Annotated in this window: 14 protein-coding genes; 5 read left to right on the forward strand and 9 right to left on the reverse strand. The window is 49.0% G+C overall.

Features of this window, described 5'->3' with window-relative positions:
• Positions 1 to 21: 21 nt before the first annotated feature.
• Positions 22 to 972: a FecR family protein gene (locus tag ONT08_RS03070; protein WP_117727323.1), complete on the forward strand. Its 951-nt coding sequence runs from the start codon at positions 22 to 24 to the stop codon at positions 970 to 972.
• Between the two features lie 169 nt (positions 973 to 1,141).
• Here the strand turns inward: ONT08_RS03070 and ONT08_RS03075 are convergent, their stop codons facing one another.
• From ONT08_RS03075 to ONT08_RS03100, 6 genes are all read right to left on the reverse strand, one after another.
• The gene (locus ONT08_RS03075) at positions 1,142 to 3,022 is read right to left on the reverse strand and encodes an MGH1-like glycoside hydrolase domain-containing protein (RefSeq protein WP_264959223.1); all 1,881 of its coding nucleotides are present in this window, start codon (positions 3,020 to 3,022) and stop codon (positions 1,142 to 1,144) included.
• 5 nt (positions 3,023 to 3,027) lie between these two features.
• A complete protein-coding gene (locus tag ONT08_RS03080) occupies positions 3,028 to 6,183 on the reverse strand; it encodes a glycoside hydrolase family 2 TIM barrel-domain containing protein (protein ID WP_437183620.1) in 3,156 nt (1,051 codons plus the stop codon).
• Positions 6,184 to 6,216: 33 nt separating this feature from the next.
• Positions 6,217 to 6,819, reverse strand: a complete 603-nt coding sequence (locus ONT08_RS03085) for a lysine exporter LysO family protein (protein ID WP_264959224.1) — start codon at positions 6,817 to 6,819, stop codon at positions 6,217 to 6,219.
• Complete coding sequence (locus tag ONT08_RS03090) at positions 6,816 to 7,127, reverse strand: LysO family transporter (protein WP_254974123.1); 312 nt, start codon at positions 7,125 to 7,127, stop codon at positions 6,816 to 6,818. The genes ONT08_RS03085 and ONT08_RS03090 overlap by 4 nt, the downstream gene beginning before the upstream one ends.
• A gap of 145 nt (positions 7,128 to 7,272) precedes the next feature.
• Complete coding sequence (locus tag ONT08_RS03095; RefSeq protein ID WP_264959225.1) at positions 7,273 to 8,796, reverse strand: RagB/SusD family nutrient uptake outer membrane protein; 1,524 nt, start codon at positions 8,794 to 8,796, stop codon at positions 7,273 to 7,275.
• A gap of 24 nt (positions 8,797 to 8,820) precedes the next feature.
• Positions 8,821 to 12,168, reverse strand: coding sequence for a SusC/RagA family TonB-linked outer membrane protein (locus tag ONT08_RS03100; protein WP_264959226.1), 3,348 nt, complete (start codon positions 12,166 to 12,168; stop codon positions 8,821 to 8,823).
• A gap of 192 nt (positions 12,169 to 12,360) precedes the next feature.
• Here ONT08_RS03100 and ONT08_RS03105 point away from each other — a divergent pair, with 192 nt between their 5' ends.
• A complete protein-coding gene (locus tag ONT08_RS03105) occupies positions 12,361 to 13,914 on the forward strand; it encodes a bifunctional response regulator/alkaline phosphatase family protein (RefSeq protein ID WP_117727849.1) in 1,554 nt (517 codons plus the stop codon).
• 96 nt (positions 13,915 to 14,010) lie between these two features.
• Positions 14,011 to 14,421, forward strand: a complete 411-nt coding sequence (tsaE, locus tag ONT08_RS03110; RefSeq protein ID WP_006847848.1) for a tRNA (adenosine(37)-N6)-threonylcarbamoyltransferase complex ATPase subunit type 1 TsaE — start codon at positions 14,011 to 14,013, stop codon at positions 14,419 to 14,421.
• 214 nt (positions 14,422 to 14,635) lie between these two features.
• Here the strand turns inward: tsaE and trxA are convergent, their stop codons facing one another.
• Both trxA and dnaE read right to left on the reverse strand, forming a co-directional pair.
• Positions 14,636 to 14,950 (reverse strand): thioredoxin, encoded by a 315-nt coding sequence (gene trxA / locus ONT08_RS03115; RefSeq protein WP_118066009.1) that lies wholly within the window; start codon positions 14,948 to 14,950, stop codon positions 14,636 to 14,638.
• 38 nt (positions 14,951 to 14,988) lie between these two features.
• Positions 14,989 to 18,699, reverse strand: coding sequence for a DNA polymerase III subunit alpha (dnaE, locus tag ONT08_RS03120; protein WP_264959227.1), 3,711 nt, complete (start codon positions 18,697 to 18,699; stop codon positions 14,989 to 14,991).
• 165 nt (positions 18,700 to 18,864) lie between these two features.
• Here dnaE and ONT08_RS03125 point away from each other — a divergent pair, with 165 nt between their 5' ends.
• Positions 18,865 to 19,557 (forward strand): phosphatidylserine decarboxylase family protein, encoded by a 693-nt coding sequence (locus ONT08_RS03125; RefSeq protein WP_117587403.1) that lies wholly within the window; start codon positions 18,865 to 18,867, stop codon positions 19,555 to 19,557.
• A 71-nt stretch (positions 19,558 to 19,628) separates the two neighbouring features.
• Positions 19,629 to 20,360, forward strand: coding sequence for a CDP-diacylglycerol--serine O-phosphatidyltransferase (gene pssA, locus ONT08_RS03130; RefSeq protein ID WP_118081209.1), 732 nt, complete (start codon positions 19,629 to 19,631; stop codon positions 20,358 to 20,360).
• A 110-nt stretch (positions 20,361 to 20,470) separates the two neighbouring features.
• On the opposite strand, the gene pyrH is transcribed toward pssA, so the two are convergent.
• Entirely contained in the window at positions 20,471 to 21,181 is a 711-nt protein-coding gene (gene pyrH / locus ONT08_RS03135; protein ID WP_006847854.1) for a UMP kinase, read from the reverse strand.
• Positions 21,182 to 21,195 lie beyond the last annotated feature (14 nt).

Here is a 21,195-nt window from a genome sequence, read left to right on the forward strand (position 1 = left end):
AACCTAAAAAAGGATTGTTTTATGTTAGACGACATCAAGAATAGTACAGACTTAGCTAATCTGAAAGAACGGATCAACAACTGTTCAGATGAAGAATTAGCAGCAGCCATGGAAGAGGAATGGCTGCACGGCATCATCCCGGATAGCGGTATCTCTGACGAAGATTTGGCACGTATCAAGGCCGAAATTCATGAACAGATAGGAACCCGTAAGCAATTCACCCTGAAGCGCGTCCTCAAGTGGACCCAGATAGCGGCAGCTATTGCCCTGCCTATCTGCATGGTGATTATGGGAATGATGTATAAGGAAAACAGGCAATATGCGGCGATTCCGCTGACAGAAATCACCACCCAGGAAGGCGAACAGGTGAGCATCACCCTGCCCGACAAGAGTGTGGTAGCGCTCAATTCGCTCTCCAGCATCAAGTATGCACCACAGGATTTCTGCAAAGACAATCGCGAGATTGAATTTGAAGGCGAGGCTCACTACAAGGTAGCCAAAGACGCCCGACATCCGTTCATCATCCACATGCAGGGAATGGAAATCAAAGTGTTGGGTACTGAGTTTAACGTCATCAACAGAAAGAAAGAACAGACAGCAGAAGTTGCGCTGCTCAACGGTAGCGTGATGCTCACTTCCCTTGCCAACGGCAGCACCTATACGATGAAGCCAAACGAAATCGTAGTGGTGAACAAACAGACTGGAAAGATGGATATCCGCGAAACATCGCATATCGAGGATGCCTGTGCATGGCAGAAGAAGCAGCTGGTATTCCGTGATGCATCGCTAGGCAGAGTCATCAGAAGCCTGGAGAAGAATTACGGAGTAGAGATTGCTGTAGAAATGGATACCATCGAACCTTTCACAGGAACCTTGCCGAACAACAGCCTCACCGAGGCGCTGCAGATTGTCTCTGAAGCCTATCAGGTGAAGTTCAGCAAGACACCAGCCGGAAAGTATGTTTTGAGATAATATACACACACGCTTTCCAAGCGTATGGAATTTGCTTATTACAGTACATCATTTAGGGTAAAAATAAGCCTTTGAGCTATCATTTCCGATATACTCAAAGGCTTTTTTATTTAGGTCTTAAGCTGTGCCAAATCCCGTTGGCATGACGTTTAACACATGAGAATCTCGTTTATTTTCCATAATCATTGTACATCATGATCAGGCAAGCGGCACTCCAGCTGAAGTGGGAAGCCTGCATAGGCTTGCCGGTATGCGTGTCATAATTCTCATAGATTGGGGTACCTGCCGAAATGCCCTGCAAGTTGCGGAACACCTGGTCGGTATAAGCATCTGCCTTCTTCGTCTCACCATAGTTGCGATAGCCCTTGATGCCATAATAGGTCTGGTCGAGCCAGATTGGACCGCGCCAGTATCCCTGCGGATTGTATTTCGGGTTATCGGCTGCTATCGTCGGGAATGGGATGAAGGTAGAGAACTTCTTCTTATTGTCGAGCAACTTTCTTGCCTTGGCAAACTGCTTAGGCGTTGCTATGTTCGCCCAGAAAGGAATATAGCCCTCACAACCAGCCTCACGTACAAAACTTCTGCCGGCATCCAAACGGCGGTCGTAGAAGAAGCCATCTTTCTGGTCAAAGAAATAATCGGCAACCAGTCCACGATAGTCAGGCAAGTCGAAAGGCTCGCCCAGCAACCCGGCAAATTTCTTGAGCAAGGTATATTCCAGCGAGAGATAAGCATTCAGGTCAACGCTCTCCTGATCAGTACTCCATGCATCCTTGCCGTTCTGCAACATCTTGGTGCCGTCGAAACGGATGGCATTATCCATTCCGCTCTCCCAGGCAGCAGCCTCCAGAGTTCCATCAACCGAACCGAACTCACAGATATGGTTCTTGTCGTGATCTCTTTTCTCATACCACCACTTGTGATATTTCAGAAGCTTCGGATACATCTCCTTTACGAAAGCCAGATCCTGAGTATGCTCGTAAATCTCGTTCACCGCCCAGGCTGCCAGAGGAGGCTTACTGTCGCGGTAGTTGTTCTCAGAAGCATCCGGATAGATGCAGTCGATAATCATGCCGTCTGGCTGCTGGTAGTCGAACATCACGCGGATGTTATCTTTCGCCAACTCCGGGAAGAAGGAAGCCATACCGGCAGAGAAACGCCAGCAGTCCCATGCCCAGCAACCTACGAAATAGCCTACAGCATGACTTGGCACGATGCCGTCATGATACAGGGCACCTCGCTTGGCACGCCAGTTGGAAAGCAGGGTGACGATGGATTTCGCAGCCACCCGGTTGTATTCTGCAGGCATATCATCACGTATTACCTTCTTCAGATAACCGTTCCAGCGCTTCTCGTTTGCATCGAGTGCAACCTTCGGGTTGGCAAGCAGACTGGCTGTATGCACATGCTGAACCGAAGCCTCGGTATCCTGCTCTACCAGCGAAATGGCGATGATGAGCTGCTCTACACCTCTTGGCACGGTAGCCAGATAGTTGTGGTCGGTATCAGTCACCTTAACCTCCTGAGGAAAGTCGATGATGACACGTTCACCGTAGAAGTCTCCGATGGTAACACGGTTCTTGTAACGTGATACATTGGCACGGGTACTGATGCTGTCGGCAGTAAACGTGAACGGAACCTTGGATGGATTGGTAACTGTAAGCAACGCCGTACGGGCATCAACAAACTGCAGACTCTCATAGAAATCGGCACCATCCTTCTTCAGACTCATTCTGATTTCGCCCGGATAATAGTTCTGTTCCTGCACGGTACCATCAATGAGAGATACCAGCGAACGGGCATACCAGTTGCGGTAATAGATACTGAAAGGTCCGCAGAAACCTGCGGCAGGTTTCTCCTTCTCTGAGAGGGTGAAACCCATCCATGAACCCATATCCGTGAAGCATCCGTTATGACGGCGGGGAGCACCCGGTGTCAGCTGGATGTCAAGAATATCCTTATACTCCTGACGGGTGGTCTGTGCCATGCCGTCCATAGACAGCATGGCAAGCCCCATAGTCAATATAGCTATAGACTTAGTCTTCATATCGTTTATTTTAAGTTCTTAATAGTAAAGCTATAGCTCCACTCCTTAGGTGTGATGGTATATTCCGGATGCACCATAGCGCCCCAGGTATTATCGCCACCAACACCCATCTGCAAATGGTCGATGTTCACCCATACCATGTCCTTCTTGTCTACACAGCCGCCATGACGGTGCTCGATGGTAGAAGGAACATAGAGGAGATCATCCTGTGGGAAGTTCCAGGCACTTACGCTCAATGGCTCAGCACCTTCCACCCTGATACCTGCTCCAGCCTTCGAAGCGAGGGTGAACCAGCGTACATCACACTTGTTGGTGGTTTCCTGTGCTCTTACATATGGATGATACTGCTCCCATACGCTGGCAGAATACTTACCGATGAGGTAACCGCTCTTACGGTCGGCATAGTTCTCCTGCGGACCTCTACCCAACCAGGTCATCTGGTCGTAGTCGCCCTTCAGAATCATGCGCATACCGAGACGAGGCATCTCCGGCAGAGCCTTGTTGCCAGGCATGAAGTGCATGTTCACCTCTACATTTCCATTGGCAAGCATCTGATAAGTAATCTGCATCTGAGATTCCTGCTCAGGCATATCGAAGTCTGCGATGACGGTAGCCTTCTGGTTGTCTGCCTGGGTCTTGATGCCCCTCAGTACCATCTTCTTTCCTGCCTCACGCCAGGTAGCGCAGCGTTCCTGAGTGCCGTTAGCCACATCGTTGTCGGTAATACCGCGCCAGAAGTTTGGCTGCAAACCAGCCAGCAGCATTTCCTTGCCGTCATATTTCAGTGAGGTCATCTCGCCGGTCTTCTTAGAGAAGCTGATGCTGAAATCCTTGGTCTTTCCCTGGATGATGATGGCATCTTCTGTCTCGGTCTTCTCTATCTGTCCGCTTACCTGTTCCTGAGCCTTTTCCTGTCGTACAGGCAGCTGCATCTGCTCGATGGCTACCTCATGACCTGCAGGAACGGCTCCGGTAGCCTGCTTGCTGAAGGCGCGCAGGGTGAGGAAGTATTCCTTGTTGTCGGCAGCAGGAAGAGTGCCCATCGGTATCTCCATCTCCTTAGCCTGATGAGGCAGGAGGGTTGGGAAGTTCATCTTGCCGCTTCTGATGGTTTCGCCGTTTGCCTCTACTGCCCAGAAGAGTTGATAATTGTCAAGCGTGGTATAGTCGAATCGGTTGGTTACCTTGATGCGGTTCTGCATGAAGGCTACTGACTCGAAGGCGATGTTCTGGTAAACCTTCTTCACCTCCCAGATATGTGGATGCAGCGAGCGGTCGGCTGCTACAAGTCCGTTGGCACAGAAGTTGGAATCGTTTACTACGCCTACGAATCCCATATCGCCACCATAAGCCCAGTATTTGTGTCCCATGTCATCGGTCTTGGCGATGGTCTGGTCTACCCAGTCCCAGATGAAACCACCCTGCAACTGGTCGTATTTGTAAATCAGATCCCAGTAATCCTTGAGGTTACCCTCGCTGTTACCCATGGCATGGGCGTATTCGCAGAGAATCAGCGGACGCTCATCACGCTGGTTGACATGGCGGCGCAAAGACCAGATGCGGGCATACATCGGACAGTAGATATCCGACTTGGCGTAGTAACCGCCGCCCTCATACTGTACCGGACGGGTTGGATCCATCGCCTTGCTCATATCGTAGAGTTTCTCGAAACTCTTGCCATATCCGCTCTCGTTACCCATAGACCAGATGATGATGGCGGTATGGTTGCGGTCGCGCTTGATCATGCGGTACATGCGGTCGTGGAAAGCAGGATACCAGTCTTCTCTGTCTGCCAGCTGCTTATATTCTGTATCCAAAATACCATGACACTCGATGTTCGCCTCGCCCACCATGTAGAGACCATACTTATCGCAGAGCTGATACCACTCTGAATAGTTTGGATAGTGAGAGGTACGCACGGCATTGATGTTGAACTGCTTCATCATCTTCACATCCTTCACCATCTCACCGATGCTGAGGGTTCTGCCGTGTACGGCATTGTGCTCCTGTCGGTTTACACCCTTAATGGTGATGGCAACACCGTTTACCAGAAGCTGTCCGTTCTTCATTTCGATGGTACGGAAGCCGAAAGGCTGAGCCACACTCTCCTCTACTCTGCCATTCCTGTCGGTAGTATTGATGACGAGTGTGTAGAGATAAGGGCTCTCGGCACTCCAAGGCTGCACGTTCTTCAACAGCTTTTCGAAATGAATCAAGGTATCAGCAGGTGAGGTGATGCTCTGGATTTGTTTGAAGAGAGATTTACCTGTTGCCGAAAGCACTTTCACCTCAACCTTCTGACCCTTCTGTGGATTGAGCATATTCACATCGAGTGTGAAATTGCCATCCTTATATTGATTGATTAGTTTATTTCCCAATACGTAGTCGTTCATTCTGCTCTTAGGACGAGCCTGGATGAACACATTGCGCTCGATGCCGCTATACTTCCAGTAGTCCTGGTCTTCCAGATAACTTCCGTCGCTGAAGCGGAACACCTTCATGGCAAGGCGGTTCTTGCCCTTCTTCAGGAACTTGGAGATATTGAAGTGGGCAGGCAGACGGCTATCTTCACTATAACCCACCATCTTGCCGTTGATCCAGAGATAGAAGGCTGATTCTACACCTTCGAAATCCATGATCACATCCATGCCCTTCCAGTTTTCAGGCACGGTAAATTCGTGTACATAATGTCCTATAGGGTTGTAATCCTGTGGTACGAAAGGAGGATTTGCCTTGAAAGGATAGGTAACATCGGTGTAGATTGGCGCATCGAAGCCCTGCAACTCCCAGCTGCCAGGCACATTGATGTTCTGCCAATCGCTTACATTATAGGATGTCTTGAAGAAATCGGTCAAGGCAAGACTCGGATTCTTCACCAGTTTGAATTTCCATACACCATCCAGCGAGCGGCGGCGCTCATTCTGGGTGTTCAACTGGAAACGGCGGGCGTCGTCCATCTTCAACTGTGCCAAGGCTCCGTTCTCGCTTGTAAAAGGCAAGTAATGAGCGGTCATCGGCATGCGGTTGATATGGGTCACGGTGGCGTCCTGCCAAGGGTCTGAAGCTGCAGGCTGCTTGCCATCCTGAGCCGCAAGGGCTACTGAGGTATGGGCACAGCACAGGCTCAGACATATCATGAATGAACTGAAAATATGTCTCATACGGGTTTGGTTTAAAACTGCTTTTAGTTATTTCTACAAAGAACAGAAGAAGGTAACCAGGAAGGGTACAGAAAAGTCGACACAGAAACCATGGAAGATGGAAACGATGATGAAACTCTCGCCCGAATATCGGGTGATGATAGGCAACGTTGTATCCATGGTCGTAGCTCCACCTACACTGATAGGTGCCAGTTTGCCAAAGTATTTTGCCAGCAGCGGAGCACACAGCAGGGTGAGAATCTCGCGGCAGATGTTGGCAAGAAGGGCGATGGTTCCCAGTTCGGCACCCCGGTATTCGGTGATGAAGATACTCGAAAGAGAGTAATATCCGAATCCTGAACCGATTGCCAGACAATCGGTAAGCTGGCGGTGGTTCAAGATGAGAGATACGGCGGCACAACCTGCCAACGTACCTAGAATGGTCATCACAGGGAGCATCATCAGACGGGGATTCACATTCTTGAAACTCTTCAGCACTGAGGTGTCGCAACCGATACTGATACCTACGCAGAACATCAGGCAGCAGAGTGCATAATAGCTCACATCGCTATCCAGAAGACCTGCCGGAATCACATCACACAAGCCTACGATGATACCCAGAACAAAGAAGCTTACGATAATCAAACTGCCTTTCATGCCTTGCCTCCTTTCCCGGTTTCAACGTGAGCCGACGATTTAGCCTGCTTTGCTGTAACATACTTCCACAATGCCCAAGCAAAGAGTGCACTACCCAGACTGCCTCCCAAGGTCAGGGCTATCGCCTCAAGTCCCAGGGTCTGAAGACCACTGATGATACGAGGGTTAGAACCTACCTCGATACCGAGCAGGAACAGGAGTACCCATATCAGCGCCGTGATGATACGGCCGATAAAACTCATTTTCTTGTTGCGGAGCAGATAGCCGGTACCTATTCCGCATAGCATAATCATTACTATCTTGAGCATTGTTTCTTGTTTTTCTTCTTTATTTTATTGTTCGTTTTTATGAATTACCTTACCATAAAAAACGGATTCCCGGTCGTATTATTGCTTAATAGACCGAGAATCCTGATGATATTTATAAGTAATCTTCAATGGTTACTCGCCCCTATTACTTAGCCAGGCTGTTTGAGTTCAACTCTGTAAGAGGAGTTGGATAGAACAGCTTGCTCTTGTCGAAACCAGTACGACCGGCAGCAGTCAGCGCCTCAGCAGTCTTGCCCCAACGGCGCAGGTCATACCAACGCAAGTTCTCCAATGGGAACTCAATCATACGCTCGTGCTCAATCTGAGCCTGAACCTCAACCTGTGTTGTACCGGTCATGGCTGGCATATTGCCGTGAACTCTTCTCACATCGTTGATCAGCGGAATAGCCTCTCCGGTACGTCCCAAATCATTGAGAGCCTCAGCCTTCATCAGAAGAACGTTGGCATAACGCATCAGAGGAATGTTCACGTCGGTATGTTTCTGTGACAAAGCTGCATAGGTAGGTGGCATGAACTTGCGGAAAGAAGGACGGTCGTAAGCCTCATCTACCTCCATATTTTCCTTAATCCAAGTATCCCAATCGTAACCATAAACCTTACCGGTTCCATCGTTAAAGTAAGGATCCTGGAAGAAGACTGAAGCATAAAGTCGGGCATCATACAAGCCACTGTTCAACTTACCTTCCTTCTTAAACTCGTTCATCAAAGTCTGAGATGGAGCAATCTCATCCCATCCCCAGAACTCAGCTGTACCTATCCAACGGTGCAAATAGGTACGATACCATGCACCACTCGTGCTGCTCAAAGAGAACTGGAGTTCGAAGATAGACTCCTTACAGTTCTTGTTGGTTCCATCGAACATACTCTTGAAATTGCTTTCAAGTTCATATCCCTTGACCTCATCGAAAGCCTTTACAGCCTCGTTCAGGTACTCAGTCTTCTTCTCTGGCTGTTCTGAAGCCATGGTGAGATAGGCAAAACCGAGGTAAGCATAAGCTGAACCTGAAGTAGCACGACCGAGATTACTATCAGGACGCTTCTGAGGTAAATCAGCACCAGCCTTCTGCAGGTCATCCACGATGAAGTTCCAGCTTTCAGGACGCTCAGACATAGCCTTATCAAACAGTGCCATAGAAGTGACATAGACATCGCGGTTTACGATCTTCTCCCAGTTGAGCAACAGCTGCATGTGGTAGAATGCACGCATGAAGCGAGCCTCAGCCACGATTTCTGATCTATCCTTAGCATCAATCTGCGCATCGGTCATGGCACTGACCTTAGTCATTACCTGGTTGGCGAAGCTGATGCCATGATAGTAATACCACCAGTAAGAGGTAAACTGAGAGTTACCATTGGTATAGGTAAAGTCTCCCAACTGAATCCAGTTTGGATAGTTCTGAGCATCAGAACCCATCTCTACATCATCCTGGCGATAAGCCTCTACAGGCCATTTTACCTCAGGGAAGTTGTCCTCTGAACCATAATACATCTGTGAGTAAACAGCAGCCATAGCCGACTCAGCGTCGTCTTTATCACGCCAGAAATTCAGAGTAGTCAACTCGTCTGGCGAAGTCTTTGTAAGAAAGTCATCACAAGAAGTGAGTGACAGTGCAAGGCAAATGCCTGCTATATATTTTAATGCTTTCATAATGATTTCTCCTTAGTTATTTATTTAAAAAGATACCTGTGCACCTACGGTGTAAGAGCGAGAGAACGGATAGGTAAAGCGGTCTACACCACTGTTCAAAACGCCCTGTGAGAACTCTGGGTTAGCACCAGAATAGCCTGTGATGGTGAACACATTTTCTGCACTCACGTAGAAACGGATGCGGTCGCAGTAAATATGCTTAGACAATGCCTTTGGCAAGGTATAGCCCAACTGTACCTGGCGCAGACGTACGAAATCGCCGTTCTCCAGGAAGCGAGTTGACTCGCGGGTGTTCTGGTTAGGGTCACCATAGATGGCACGTGGCACATCGGTCTTAGTGTTGGTAGGAGTCCAGGCATTGAGGGTTGTCTTGAGGAAGTTAGAAGCTGAGTTCATACCCTCGTAGTAGTAGCGGATACCATTATAAATCTTGTTGCCGAAGGCACTACCGATGACTGCAGAGAAGTCGAAACCCTTGTAGCTGGCACCGAGGTTGAGGTTAGCCTCTACCTTGGCAATACCCGTACCAGAGTAAGTCTTGTCGTCCTCATCAATAACACCGTCGCCGTTCATATCCTTGAAACGTACATCACCAGGCTGAGCATTTGGCTGAAGGAGTTCGCCCTTGCTGTTCTTATGAGCCTGAACCTCTTCAAGACTCTGGAAGATGCCGTCTGCCTGATAGAGATAGAAAGCACCGATTGGCTTGCCTACCTTGGTCTGGGTTGGGAAGTGCTCTGTGCCATACTTCAAACCTACGCCGTAGATTGTCTGGTCTTCGTTGGCAAGAGCTACCACCTTGTTGGCAATGGTACTGATGTTGAAACCAACGTTATATTCGAAATCATTGATCTTATCGTTCCAGTTCAACTCCAACTCAAAGCCCTGGTTGCGCATCTTACCTACGTTCAAGGTAGGGTTGTCAAGACCTGCAGAAGGAGCGATTCTACGGGTAATCAGAAGATCGCGTGTCTCGTTGAGATAGTAGTTGACATTACCATTCAGGTGATTACCGAAGAGACCGAAGTCGAAACCGATGTTCTTGGTATCTGTGGTTTCCCACTTCAATGGAAGATTTTCCAATGTACGAGCGATGCTACCGGTCCAAGGGTTTGAACCTGCACCCTGTACATAACCCATGTACATATCGTTGTAGCTGGCAATTCTAGTCAGGAAGTCGTATTTGCCGAGCGCATTCTCGTTACCGAGCTGACCCCAGCTGGCACGGAACTTCAAGTTGCTGACAACAGAGTTTTTTGGGAAGAAAGGCTCCTCGCTGATTCTCCAACCAACAGCTACTGATGGGAAGAAACCCCAACGGTTATCTGAACTAAACTTAGAAGATCCATCCTCACGGAAGGTAAACTGGAAGAGGTAACGGTCGTTGAAATTGTAGTTAATACGACCGAAGAATGACACACGGTTATACTCCCAGTAAGAACCTGTACCATAGTAAGTACCACCTACACCACCACTGATGGTTGGGAAGTTAGGATCGAGGAAGCCGGCTGGCTTATCGCTGGTACTGAGCTGACCATTGATTACCTCGTTTACATTGGTCTTACCCTCTACAGAAACTGATTCCCAGTTGTATTTAATCATATTGAGAGAGGTACCGAGCATGGCATTGATGCTGTGCTTCTGAATCTGCTTGTTGAAAGAAAGTACGTTCTCAAACACCTGCTCCTGCCAGTATGCACGATACTCATAGCTGTTTGGATACTTATTCTGACTCTTAGGGTCAGCAATATAATCAGGATAATGAGAGTTATCTATCTCATGCTCACCACGATAACCGTAGCTAGTCTTGAAGTTGAGCCATGGGAAGAAGTTGAATGTCAAGGCAGCATTGGCTGTTGTATGATACTTCTTGTAAGTATTCTTCTTGTAATGGTCGTCGGCTACAACGTTACGGTTGTTTGGAATGCCATCAAAGTTGGTCAAACCGAAACCATATTTCTCATTCTCATTATAAATAGGTACGAGAGGAGAAATCATATAAGCCTCCTTCAAAGAATACTGTGGCTGATGACCCTTTGTATACTTGAAGTCTACATTGGCATCGAGGTCGATGATACCCTTGGTTGCATGTACCTTCATACGTGCGATGTCATGGCGCTCACTGTTACCGATAAAGATACCTTTCTCGTCAGCATGGTTGTAAGATACAGAGTACTGACCCTTTTCTGCACCACCGCGCAAACTTACCATATAGCTCTGAGCCAGACCCTTGCGCTGGATTGCATCCTGCCAGTCGGTGTTTACCCCTGTCTCATGAGTTATATATGCAGGAAGTTTTCTACCGGCATTCTCGTACATCATCTTATGTACCTTCTTATAGCCTTCAGCATCCAGGAGGTCTAGGTCCTTAGATACCTGAGTAAAGCTGAGGTAAGAACTGAAATCAACCTTAGTTTCACCCTTCTTACCATTCTTGGTTGTAATCAGAACCACACCGTTGGCAGCTACAGAACCGTAGATGGCTGCGGCAGCACCATCCTTCAGAATCTCCATAGACTCGATGTCCTGAGGGTTCACGCTGTTGATATCGCCAGGGAAACCATCCACAATATAAAGAGGTTCGTTATCGCCGAATGTCTTGATACCACGAATCTTGATGCTCACACCGGCACCGGCATTACCACCACTCTTCAGGATGTTCACACCGGCTACCTTACCCTGCAAAGCCTCAGCTGGGTTGGTAGTAGTGCGCTTAGCCATCTCCTTGGTATTGACAGAAGAAAGAGCTCCGGTCATATCGCTACGCTTCATGGTACCATAACCTACTACTACCACTTCGCTCAGCGCCTGTGTGTCCTCGCTCATGGCGATGTTCATGTTTTCTGAAGCCTTCACCTCACGGTCTACGAAACCGAGGTAAGAAACCTTCACCTTAGCGCCCTTGGCTGCATTGATGGTGAATCGGCCGTCTATATCGGTTACTGCGAGTTCATCGGTACCAACTACAGAAACAGTAGCACCAATGACAGGCTCCCCGTTGTCGTCCTTCACAACACCCTGCATCTTGTGCTTGTTGCCCTGCTGAGGAGCGGCTGCCGCATGCTTCTCAGAAACAACGATAGATTTCTGCGAAACCACAGAGTATTTCAAGTTGCGTCCTTTCAAGGCTGCATCGAGTACAGCTGTTACAGGAACGCCACTCTTCCTGATGGTGATATCCTTGCGATGGTCAATGATATCACTCTTGTAAGAAAACCTGTAGGATGTCTGGTTTTCGATTGTACTGAACACCTGCTTCAAAGAGGCATTCACAACATTGACAGTTACTTTCTGCTGTGCCGATGCTCCCAAGAGCGGAAGGCACATCAGGATGAAGATCATCAAACTTTTCAAGTAATTGCGTCTGATCATAATGTTTACGTTTAGTTATACAAATAAGTTTTAATTAACCTATGTTTTTAGGTTTTGTCACAAGGTAATACAAACGTTTTCATAAAAAGTACCAAAGAATCTTTGTCATTAACTCTCTTTAACACAAAGTCGTGTTCCCTATTCCATTTTTCTTTGTACTTTAGCACCCCGAAAAGAAAAAGGATATAAAATATGAGCAACGGATTATTACTTTGGATAGACGACGAGATAGAACTTCTCAAGGCACACATCATCTTTCTGGAAAAGAAAGGATACGAGGTGCAGACGGTAAGCAACGGCCCTGATGCCATTGAACTTTGCCGCCAGCAGACCTTCGACCTCATCCTGCTCGATGAGATGATGCCGGGACTCAGCGGACTGGAAACCCTGCTACGCATCAAGGACATCCAGCCTGCCACACCGGTAGTGATGTGCACCAAGAGCGAAGAAGAAAACATCATGGACCAGGCAATCGGTTCAAAGATAGCCGACTATCTGATCAAACCCGTAAACCCGAACCAGATTCTGCTCTCGCTCAAGAAGAACATCCACCGCAAAGACATCGTGGCGGAGGTGACGCAGAGCGGATACCAGCAGGACTACCAGCAGATAGCCATGCAGATGATGGAATGCAGAAGTGCGGAAGACTGGATGGAGATTTACAGGCGACTGGTAAGCTGGGAACTGAAGCTGAGCGATACGGCAAGTCCGATGGCAGAGATGCTGGGCATGCAGAAGGAAGAGGCTAACCAGGGGTTCGCCAAATACATAGCCAAGAACTATCTCGACTGGGTAAGTCCCGACAACAGAGACCGCCATCTGATGAGTCCCGACATCTTCAAGCGCAAGATATTCCCGCTGCTCGATGAGGGCAAGAAGGTGTTCCTGATAGTGATAGATAACTTCCGCTATGACCAGTGGCGCATGCTGGCAGAAGACATCGGCGACCTGTTCGACATCGACGAGCAGCTCTACATGAGCATTCTTCCTACCGCCACGCAATATGCGCGCAACGCCATCTTCAGCGGTCTGATGCCGAACAAGATAGCCGAAATGTTCCCTGACCTCTGGGTAGATGAGGACGAAGAGGAAGGCAAGAACCTCAACGAGGCGCCGCTGATACAGACCCAGATAGAGCGATTCAGAAAGCACTATACCTTCAGTTACCACAAGGTAAACGATTCGCAGGGTGCCGACCGCTTCCTGGAGCATTACAACGAGTGCCGCAACTACGATTTGAACGTGCTGGTGATTAACTTCATCGACATGCTCTCTCACGCGCGTACCGAATCTAAGATGGTGCGCGAGCTTGCCAACAACGAGAGTGCCTACCGCAGCATCACGCAGAGCTGGCTCCGCCATTCGGTTCTCTCAGAGCTCTTCAAGCTCCTTTCGCAGAGCGATTACCAGGTAGTGCTCACCACCGACCACGGCAGCATCAGGGCATCGAAACCTATCAAGATAGTAGGCGACCGCAATACGAACACCAACCTGCGCTACAAGCTGGGCAAGAATCTGGCTTACCAGAGCAAGGAAGTGTTCACCATCAAGGAGCCTCAGCGTGCCCAGTTGCCGGCACCTAACCTGAGTACCTCGTATGTATTTGCCACGGGCGACAGTTTCTTCGCCTATCCGAATAATTACAACTATTATGTGCAATACTACAAGGATACCTTCCAGCACGGCGGCATCTCGATGGAGGAAATGCTCATTCCGCTCATCACGCTGACACCGAGAAAAAGGTAATGATTGTCAGTTAATAGTTAATAGTTGATAGTTAACAGTTGATAGTTAATAGTTGATAGTTAATAGTTGATAGTTAACAGTTTATAGAAAACATATATGAAGATAAAAATTGACTCATTAGACACGATCCATGAAGCAGCCAAGGAATTTCTGCAGAACATGGGCGACGGCAAGGTCTTTGCCTTCTATGGCAAGATGGGAGCCGGAAAGACTACATTTGTTAAAGCCATTTGCGAAGAACTGGGCGTAGAAGATGTCATCACATCTCCTACCTTCGCCCTCGTAAACGAATATACAGCGGGCGACGGCTCACCTGTCTACCACTTCGATTTCTACCGCATCAAGAAACTCGATGAGGTTTACGATATGGGCTACGAAGATTATTTCTACAGCGGCAACCTCTGTTTCCTGGAGTGGCCGGAACTGATAGAAGACCTGCTGCCGGAAGACTGCACCAAAGTGACTATCACCGCCGAAGAAGACGGAACCAGAAGCGTAGAATGGTAAGTCTCCGACAGGCCCAAAAATGCGTCCCGACGTAGACTTTACTACGTCCCGACGCAGTTCTCATTACGTCCCGACGTAGCAAAGTCTGCGTCGGGACGTATTTTTATCCCCCTCGTGGCGCAGTTTGAAAGGCTGAAAAAAGAACAAAAAAAGCATCTGGCTGAGAATATGTTTTCTCAAGCCAGATGCTTTTATCATTTCCTATCCGGGCTGATTACAGGAGAGCCTGGAACTTCTCGGTAAGGGTTGCCTTAGAGGCTGCGCCAACAAACTTGTCTACCAGCTGGCCACCCTTGAAGAAGAGGATGGTAGGGATATTACGAACACCAAACTCCATAGCGATGTCGTCGTTCTCCTCTACATCACACTTGCCTACTACCAACTTGCCGTCAAACTCCTCAGCAAGTTCTGATACGATAGGAGCAATCTGGCGGCAAGGACCGCACCATGTTGCCCACAAATCTACTACCAATGGCAGTTCGCCATTCTTGTAGCTCTCGAAATTCTCGGTTGTAATTGTTACTTCCATTTTCCTAAATTTTTTATATATTAAAACTAAAATTATCTCTAATTGATCTGATAGCTCATCTTAGGATGCTGCTCGATATACTGGATGAGAGCATGGCCCACACCCACCGTATGCTCACGGGCACGCATCAGCAGATAGGTATTGCTGTCAACATCATGTATCTGGAAAAAGAGCTGCGCCTTGCCCTCGTCATTCTCCAGAATGGTCTGCAGGTCACTAACCATCGTTTCATCTATCGCATCGCTCTCCACATTGATGGTAAAGCGGTCGATGCGGTTCTCCTTGACCGTCTGCAGATACTCCACATTGCCTATCTGGAAATCGAGATAGTTGGCATTGCCGTAACGGGAAACGCACTTGGCGGTGATGTAGATGGTGCTGCCTTCAACCATGATACCGCGCCACTTGCCCCAGTCCTCGCCAAAGAGAGCCAGCTCGCCTGAGCCCTCAAAGTCTTCGAGCGTAACGAAACCGCACGGCTTGCCCGTCTTGGTAAACTTCGACTTCACACCCGTAATGATGCCGCCCAGCACCACATCCTCCTTCTTTGCCAGCTCCTGCTTGTCGCCCAGTTCTGAGCAATGAGTATTGCAGAGGGAGTTGAGGATGATGCTGTACTCATCGAGCGGATGGGCAGAAAGATAGATGCCCACAAGCTCGCGCTCACGGTTCAGACGTTCGATGGTACTCCAGCTCTCTACATCAGGAATAGGCGGCGTAGCTATCTCTATCGCCTCGGTATCGCCAAAGAGTGAGGTGGCAGCCTCGTGCTGTTCCTGCTGGAAGAGCTGACCGTAGCGCACCAGCGTATCGAGGAAGGTTTCGCCCTTGTTGTTCTTGCCGAAGAACTGTTCGCGACGGATGCCGAAGCTGTCGAAACCGCCACTCAGCGCCAAGGTTTCGAAAGCCTTGCGGTTCACGCTGGAGTAATCTACACGCTCGGCAAAATCGAAGATGCTCTTATAAAGTCCGTTCTTCAGTCGCTCTGCCACGATGGCATCAGCTGCCGGAGCACCCATACCCTTGATGGCTGAAAGACCGAAACGTATCTCTCCATGCTCGTTCACACCGAACACGCGGTAACTCTCGTTCACATCCGGACCCAAGGTCTTGATGCCCATCGACTGGCACTCCTCCATCAGCTTGGTGATTTCGGTAATCTGTGCAAAGCGTCGGGTCATCAGCGCCGCCATGTATTCGGCAGGATAGTGCGCCTTGAGATAGGCGGTCTGGTAGGCTACCCATGAATAACAGGTGGCATGCGACTTGTTGAAGGCGTAGGAAGCAAACTTCTCCCAGTCGCCCCATATCTTTTCCAGCACCTTCGGGTCGTGGCCGTTCTCCTGCCCCTGCTTGATAAACTTAGGCTTCATCGCATCTACGATAGCCTTTTTCTTCTTACCCATCGCCTTACGCAGGGCATCTGACTCGCCTCGGGTGAAGCTGGCAAGCTGACGGGAGAGAAGCATCACCTGCTCCTGATAGACCGTAATGCCGTAGGTATCCTTCAGATACTTCTCCATACACGGGATATCGTAGGTAATCGCCTGTTTGCCGTTCTTGCGGGCAATGAAATCAGGGATATAATCCATAGGTCCCGGACGGTAGAGGGCGTTCATGGCGATGAGGTCCTCGAACACCGTAGGCTTCAGCTCACGGAGATACTTCTGCATACCCGGCGACTCGAACTGGAAGGTTCCGATGGTCTGACCGCGCTGATAGAGCTGATAGGTCAGTTCGTCATCGATAGGGATGGTATCGAGGTCAACGACATCGCCCGTAGTCTGCTTGATAACCTTGCATGCCTCCTTCATCTCGGAGAGGGTCTTCAAGCCCAGGAAGTCCATTTTGATAAGACCGGTGGTCTCGATGACATGGCCGTCGTACTGTGTTACCGCCGTCTTCAGTCCCGGGAAATCAGGGTCATCGGCAGTAGATACAGGCACCCAGCTGCTGATAGGGTCGCGGCAGATGATGAATCCGCAGGCATGGATACCCGTGCCTCGGATGGTTCCCTCGAGCATCTTGGCATACTTGATGGTATTGCTTTCGCGCGGATCGTTGGAGAACTCAGCCTCGCGCAGCTCTGGGGTATATTTGATGGCATTGGTCAGGTTCATCTTGGCACCGTCAGGCAAACGGTCTGGGATAGCCTTGCAGAGTGCATTCGCCTTATCCAACGGCAGTTTCTCGACACGCGCCACATCCTTGATGGAGTTCTTCGTCGCCATGGAACCGTAAGTAATGATATGGGCACAGTTCTCATGACCGTACTTATCCATTACCCATCTCAGCACCTTGCCTCGGCCGTCATCATCAAAGTCGGTATCAATATCCGGAAGGTTCACACGGTCTGGGTTCAGGAAACGCTCAAACAGGAGGTCATATTTCAATGGGTCAATCTTGGTAATGCCCAAGCAGTAAGCCACCACCGAACCTGCCGCAGATCCACGTCCCGGGCCCACCATCACGCCGAGTTCCTCGCGCGCCGCCCTGATGAAGTCTGACACAATGAGGAAGTAGCCCGGGAAACCCATGGTCTTCATCACGTGGAGCTCGAAGTTTACGTGCTCGTCTACATTCTCGGGCAGCGGGTCGCCATAAAGCTTTTTGGCTCCCTCGTAGGCAAGGTGGCGCAGATATTCTGCCTCAAACTTGATACGGTATATCTTATCGTAACCGCCCAATCGGTCGATTACCTTCTGACCTTCCTCAGGTGGCAGCGGGTTCTTGCCGTTCTCATCAGAGGTAAACTCCTTGTAGAGATCTTCTTCTGATACCTTCTGTCGCAACTGCTCCTCGGTACCGAAGCTCTCCGGAATCGGGAAGAAAGGCATGATAGGACCATGGTCGATGCTGTAGATTTCTACCTTATCTAATACTTCGAGGGTATTGGAAAGTGCTTCGGGAATATCCGAGAACACCTCGTTCATCTCCTGGCGGGTCTTGAACCATTCCTGCTTGGAATAGCGCATACGGTTAGGGTCGTCGAGATCCTTGCCGGTAGCGATACAGAGCAGATGGTCGTGAGCCTCGGCAGTCTCCTTATCCTCGAAGTGGCAGTCGTTGGTGCACACCAGCTTGATGTTAAACTCCCTTGCCATCTTGATGAGTTCCTTGTTGGCACGCTGCTGCAACTCGTAAGCCTCGCGGTTGGCAAGCAGACTGGGATCATCAGGCACTTTATGTCGCTGGAGCTCGAGATAGTAATCATCGCCAAAGAGGTTGTGGTACCACTGGCAAGCCTCGCGGGCTCCTTCCAGGTCACCATGCAGAATCTTGGATGGCACCTCGCCTGCAATACATGCCGAGCAGACGATGAGGTCTTCGTGATACTTCTCCAGATCGGCACGGTCGGTTCGTGGGCGCATGTAGTAACCATCCACCCACGAATTGCTCACCAGCTTGATGAGGTTCTTGTATCCATTATAATTCTTGGCAAGTACAATGAGGTGATAACCGCTCATATCGCCCTTATCCTTCTCTCGGTCGGCCTTGGTTCGGTGTGCCACATACATCTCGCAGCCTATGATAGGCTTGAAAGGTTCGAGTCCCTCCTTCTTGCGGTCTTTATTAATCTTGCCGCAATAGTCGGTGAGTTCCTTGATGCCGAACATCACACCGTGGTCGGTTACCGCCATACCCTTCATGCCGTCCTTGATGGCCTTATCTACCAGATGTGGTATCTTCGACTGGCCGTCGAGGATGGAGTATTGGGTGTGTACATGCAAATGAACAAAATCTTCCATTATCTGTTTAAAATTCGAATTTTGACAACAAAGTTACGGCGAAATATTGAAAAAGCCAAAAGAAATATGCGAAAATATTGAAAAAGGTAAAAGAAACCCACAAAAAATTTGCAAAAGTGATAAAAATGCCGTACCTTTGCACCAATAAAAACTTAATCCTACTATATGGGACAGAAAATAAAGAAATTAAAAAAGATAAGATTGCACCGCGAAGGTACCGATCAGCTGGTAACCGGAGCGATAGCGTTAGTAGTCATTGCGGCTATATTGTGGACAACCTTAGACAACAAGATTCCGTTCTGGGCTTTTGTTGTTGTGTTCGGTACGGTATATGGTATCGTGCTCAACTTCTACCGTTGTCCTATCAGATACCTCAACGTAGAGGATACTTCGAAACTGGTAGTAGCACCAGCCGACGGAAAGATTGTGGTGATAGAAGAGGTGGAGAATGCTCCCTACTTCGGTGACCGCCGCCTGATGATTTCCATCTTCATGAGCCTCTGGAATGTTCATGCCAACTGGTTCCCGGTAGACGGAAAGGTAAAATTCGTGAAGCATGTGGACGGCAACTACCACAAGGCATGGCTGCCTAAGGCTAGCGAGGAAAACGAGCATGCCGACGTGATGATTACCACACCTGAGGGAGTGGATGTACTGTGCCGCCAGATTGCCGGTGCGGTGGCACGCCGCATCGTAACCTATGCCAAGGAAGGGGAAGAATGCTTCATCGACGAGCACCTGGGATTCATCAAGCTGGGTTCACGCGTGGATGTCTACCTGCCTGTAGGTACAGAAGTATGCGTAAAGATGGGACAGTCAACTACTGGCGACCAGACCATCATCGCTAAATTGAAATAACATATTGACAGATAGAGGGCAAGCCGGAACATACTTCCGGCTTTCACTCTATCATAATATACTGTAAAGAAATGAGTATCAAGAAACATATTCCAAACACGATAACCTGCTGCAACCTGGTTTCGGGCTGCATCGCAACATCGTTTGCCTTCGGCGGGAACCCAAAGATGGCATTGTTATGGATTATCATCGGAGCCGTATTCGACTTCTTTGACGGCATGAGCGCCCGCCTGCTGCACGTTTCATCGCCAATAGGCAAGGAGCTCGATTCGCTGGCAGATGACGTAACCTTCGGTGTGGCTCCTGCCACCATCGTATTCTCACAACTCTTTGTGATGGAATATCCGGGGTTTCTGGAGCCTTTGCGCCCATGGCTGCCTTACGTAGCCTTCATCATCGCAGCCTTCTCGGCATTGCGACTGGCTAAGTTTAATCTTGATGAGCGCCAAACTACCTCTTTCATCGGTGTTCCTACACCAGCCAACGCCCTGTTCTGGGGTTCGCTGATTGTGTTCAATCCAAGCTGGCTCGAAGGATATTCATGGTCGGTATTCATCATTCTGGCTCTGATTCTCATCACCAGCTATCTGCTGGTTTGCGAGATGCCTCTTTTCGCCTTGAAGTTCAAGCAGTGGGGTTTCAAGGGCAATGAGGTGAAATATGGCTTTGCCGCGCTCACCATCATCATTCTCGCTACTTCGGTAGCACTCGATGGTCTGATCGGCTTCCTCACCGGCTGGTGGCTTGTCATCGTGGCATACGTCATCATCTCGGCGATTATTTATCTGAAGAAGACGAAATAGAAGAAATCCCCTTTATTGGGATATTTAGGTATTTATGTAGATTATTAATTGAAAAATGCGGCTAGATGTGAATCCAGTCGCATTTGCTTTTTCTACCTGCTGAGAGAGGGTTAGTTGTGTACGAGCGTACCGATCTCCTCTCCATCCATCACCTTCTTGAGGTTACCTACAACATCCATATTGAACACGTAGATAGGAAGGTTGTTTTCCTTACACATGGTGGTAGCTGTCAAATCCATTACCTTCAAGCCCTTGGTATAAATCTCATCATAGGTGATGTCCTTGAACTTGGTAGCTGTAGGATCCTTCTCTGGGTCGGCGGTATAGATGCCGTCTACACGGGTACCCTTGAGCATCACGTCAGCCTCGATTTCGATACCGCGGAGAGAAGAACCGGTATCGGTAGTGAAGTATGGACTACCTGTACCTGCAGAGAAGATGCAGATATAGCCTGCCTCCATCGCCTCAATCGCCTTCCACTTGGTGTAGAATTCGCCGATAGGCTCCATGCGGATGGCAGTAAGCACCTTGTTCTTAACGCCCAAGGCTCCGAGTGCGCTGCTCAATGCCAGGGAATTGATAACGGTAGCACACATACCCATCTGGTCGCCCTTGACACGGTCGAAACCCTTCTGGCTTCCGCTCAAACCGCGGAAGATGTTACCACCACCTATCACAATGCCTATCTGAACGCCCATCTCATGGACCTCCTTAATCTGCTTAGCATAATCACTCAGGCGCTCTGGGTCGATGCCGAAGCTCTGCTTGCCCATCAGACTCTCGCCGCTCAATTTCAAAAGAATTCTTTTAAACTTTGCCATTTTATTTTAATTTA

Source organism: Segatella copri (genome assembly GCF_026015465.1).
Classification (GTDB): Bacteria; Bacteroidota; Bacteroidia; order Bacteroidales; family Bacteroidaceae; genus Prevotella; species Prevotella copri_E.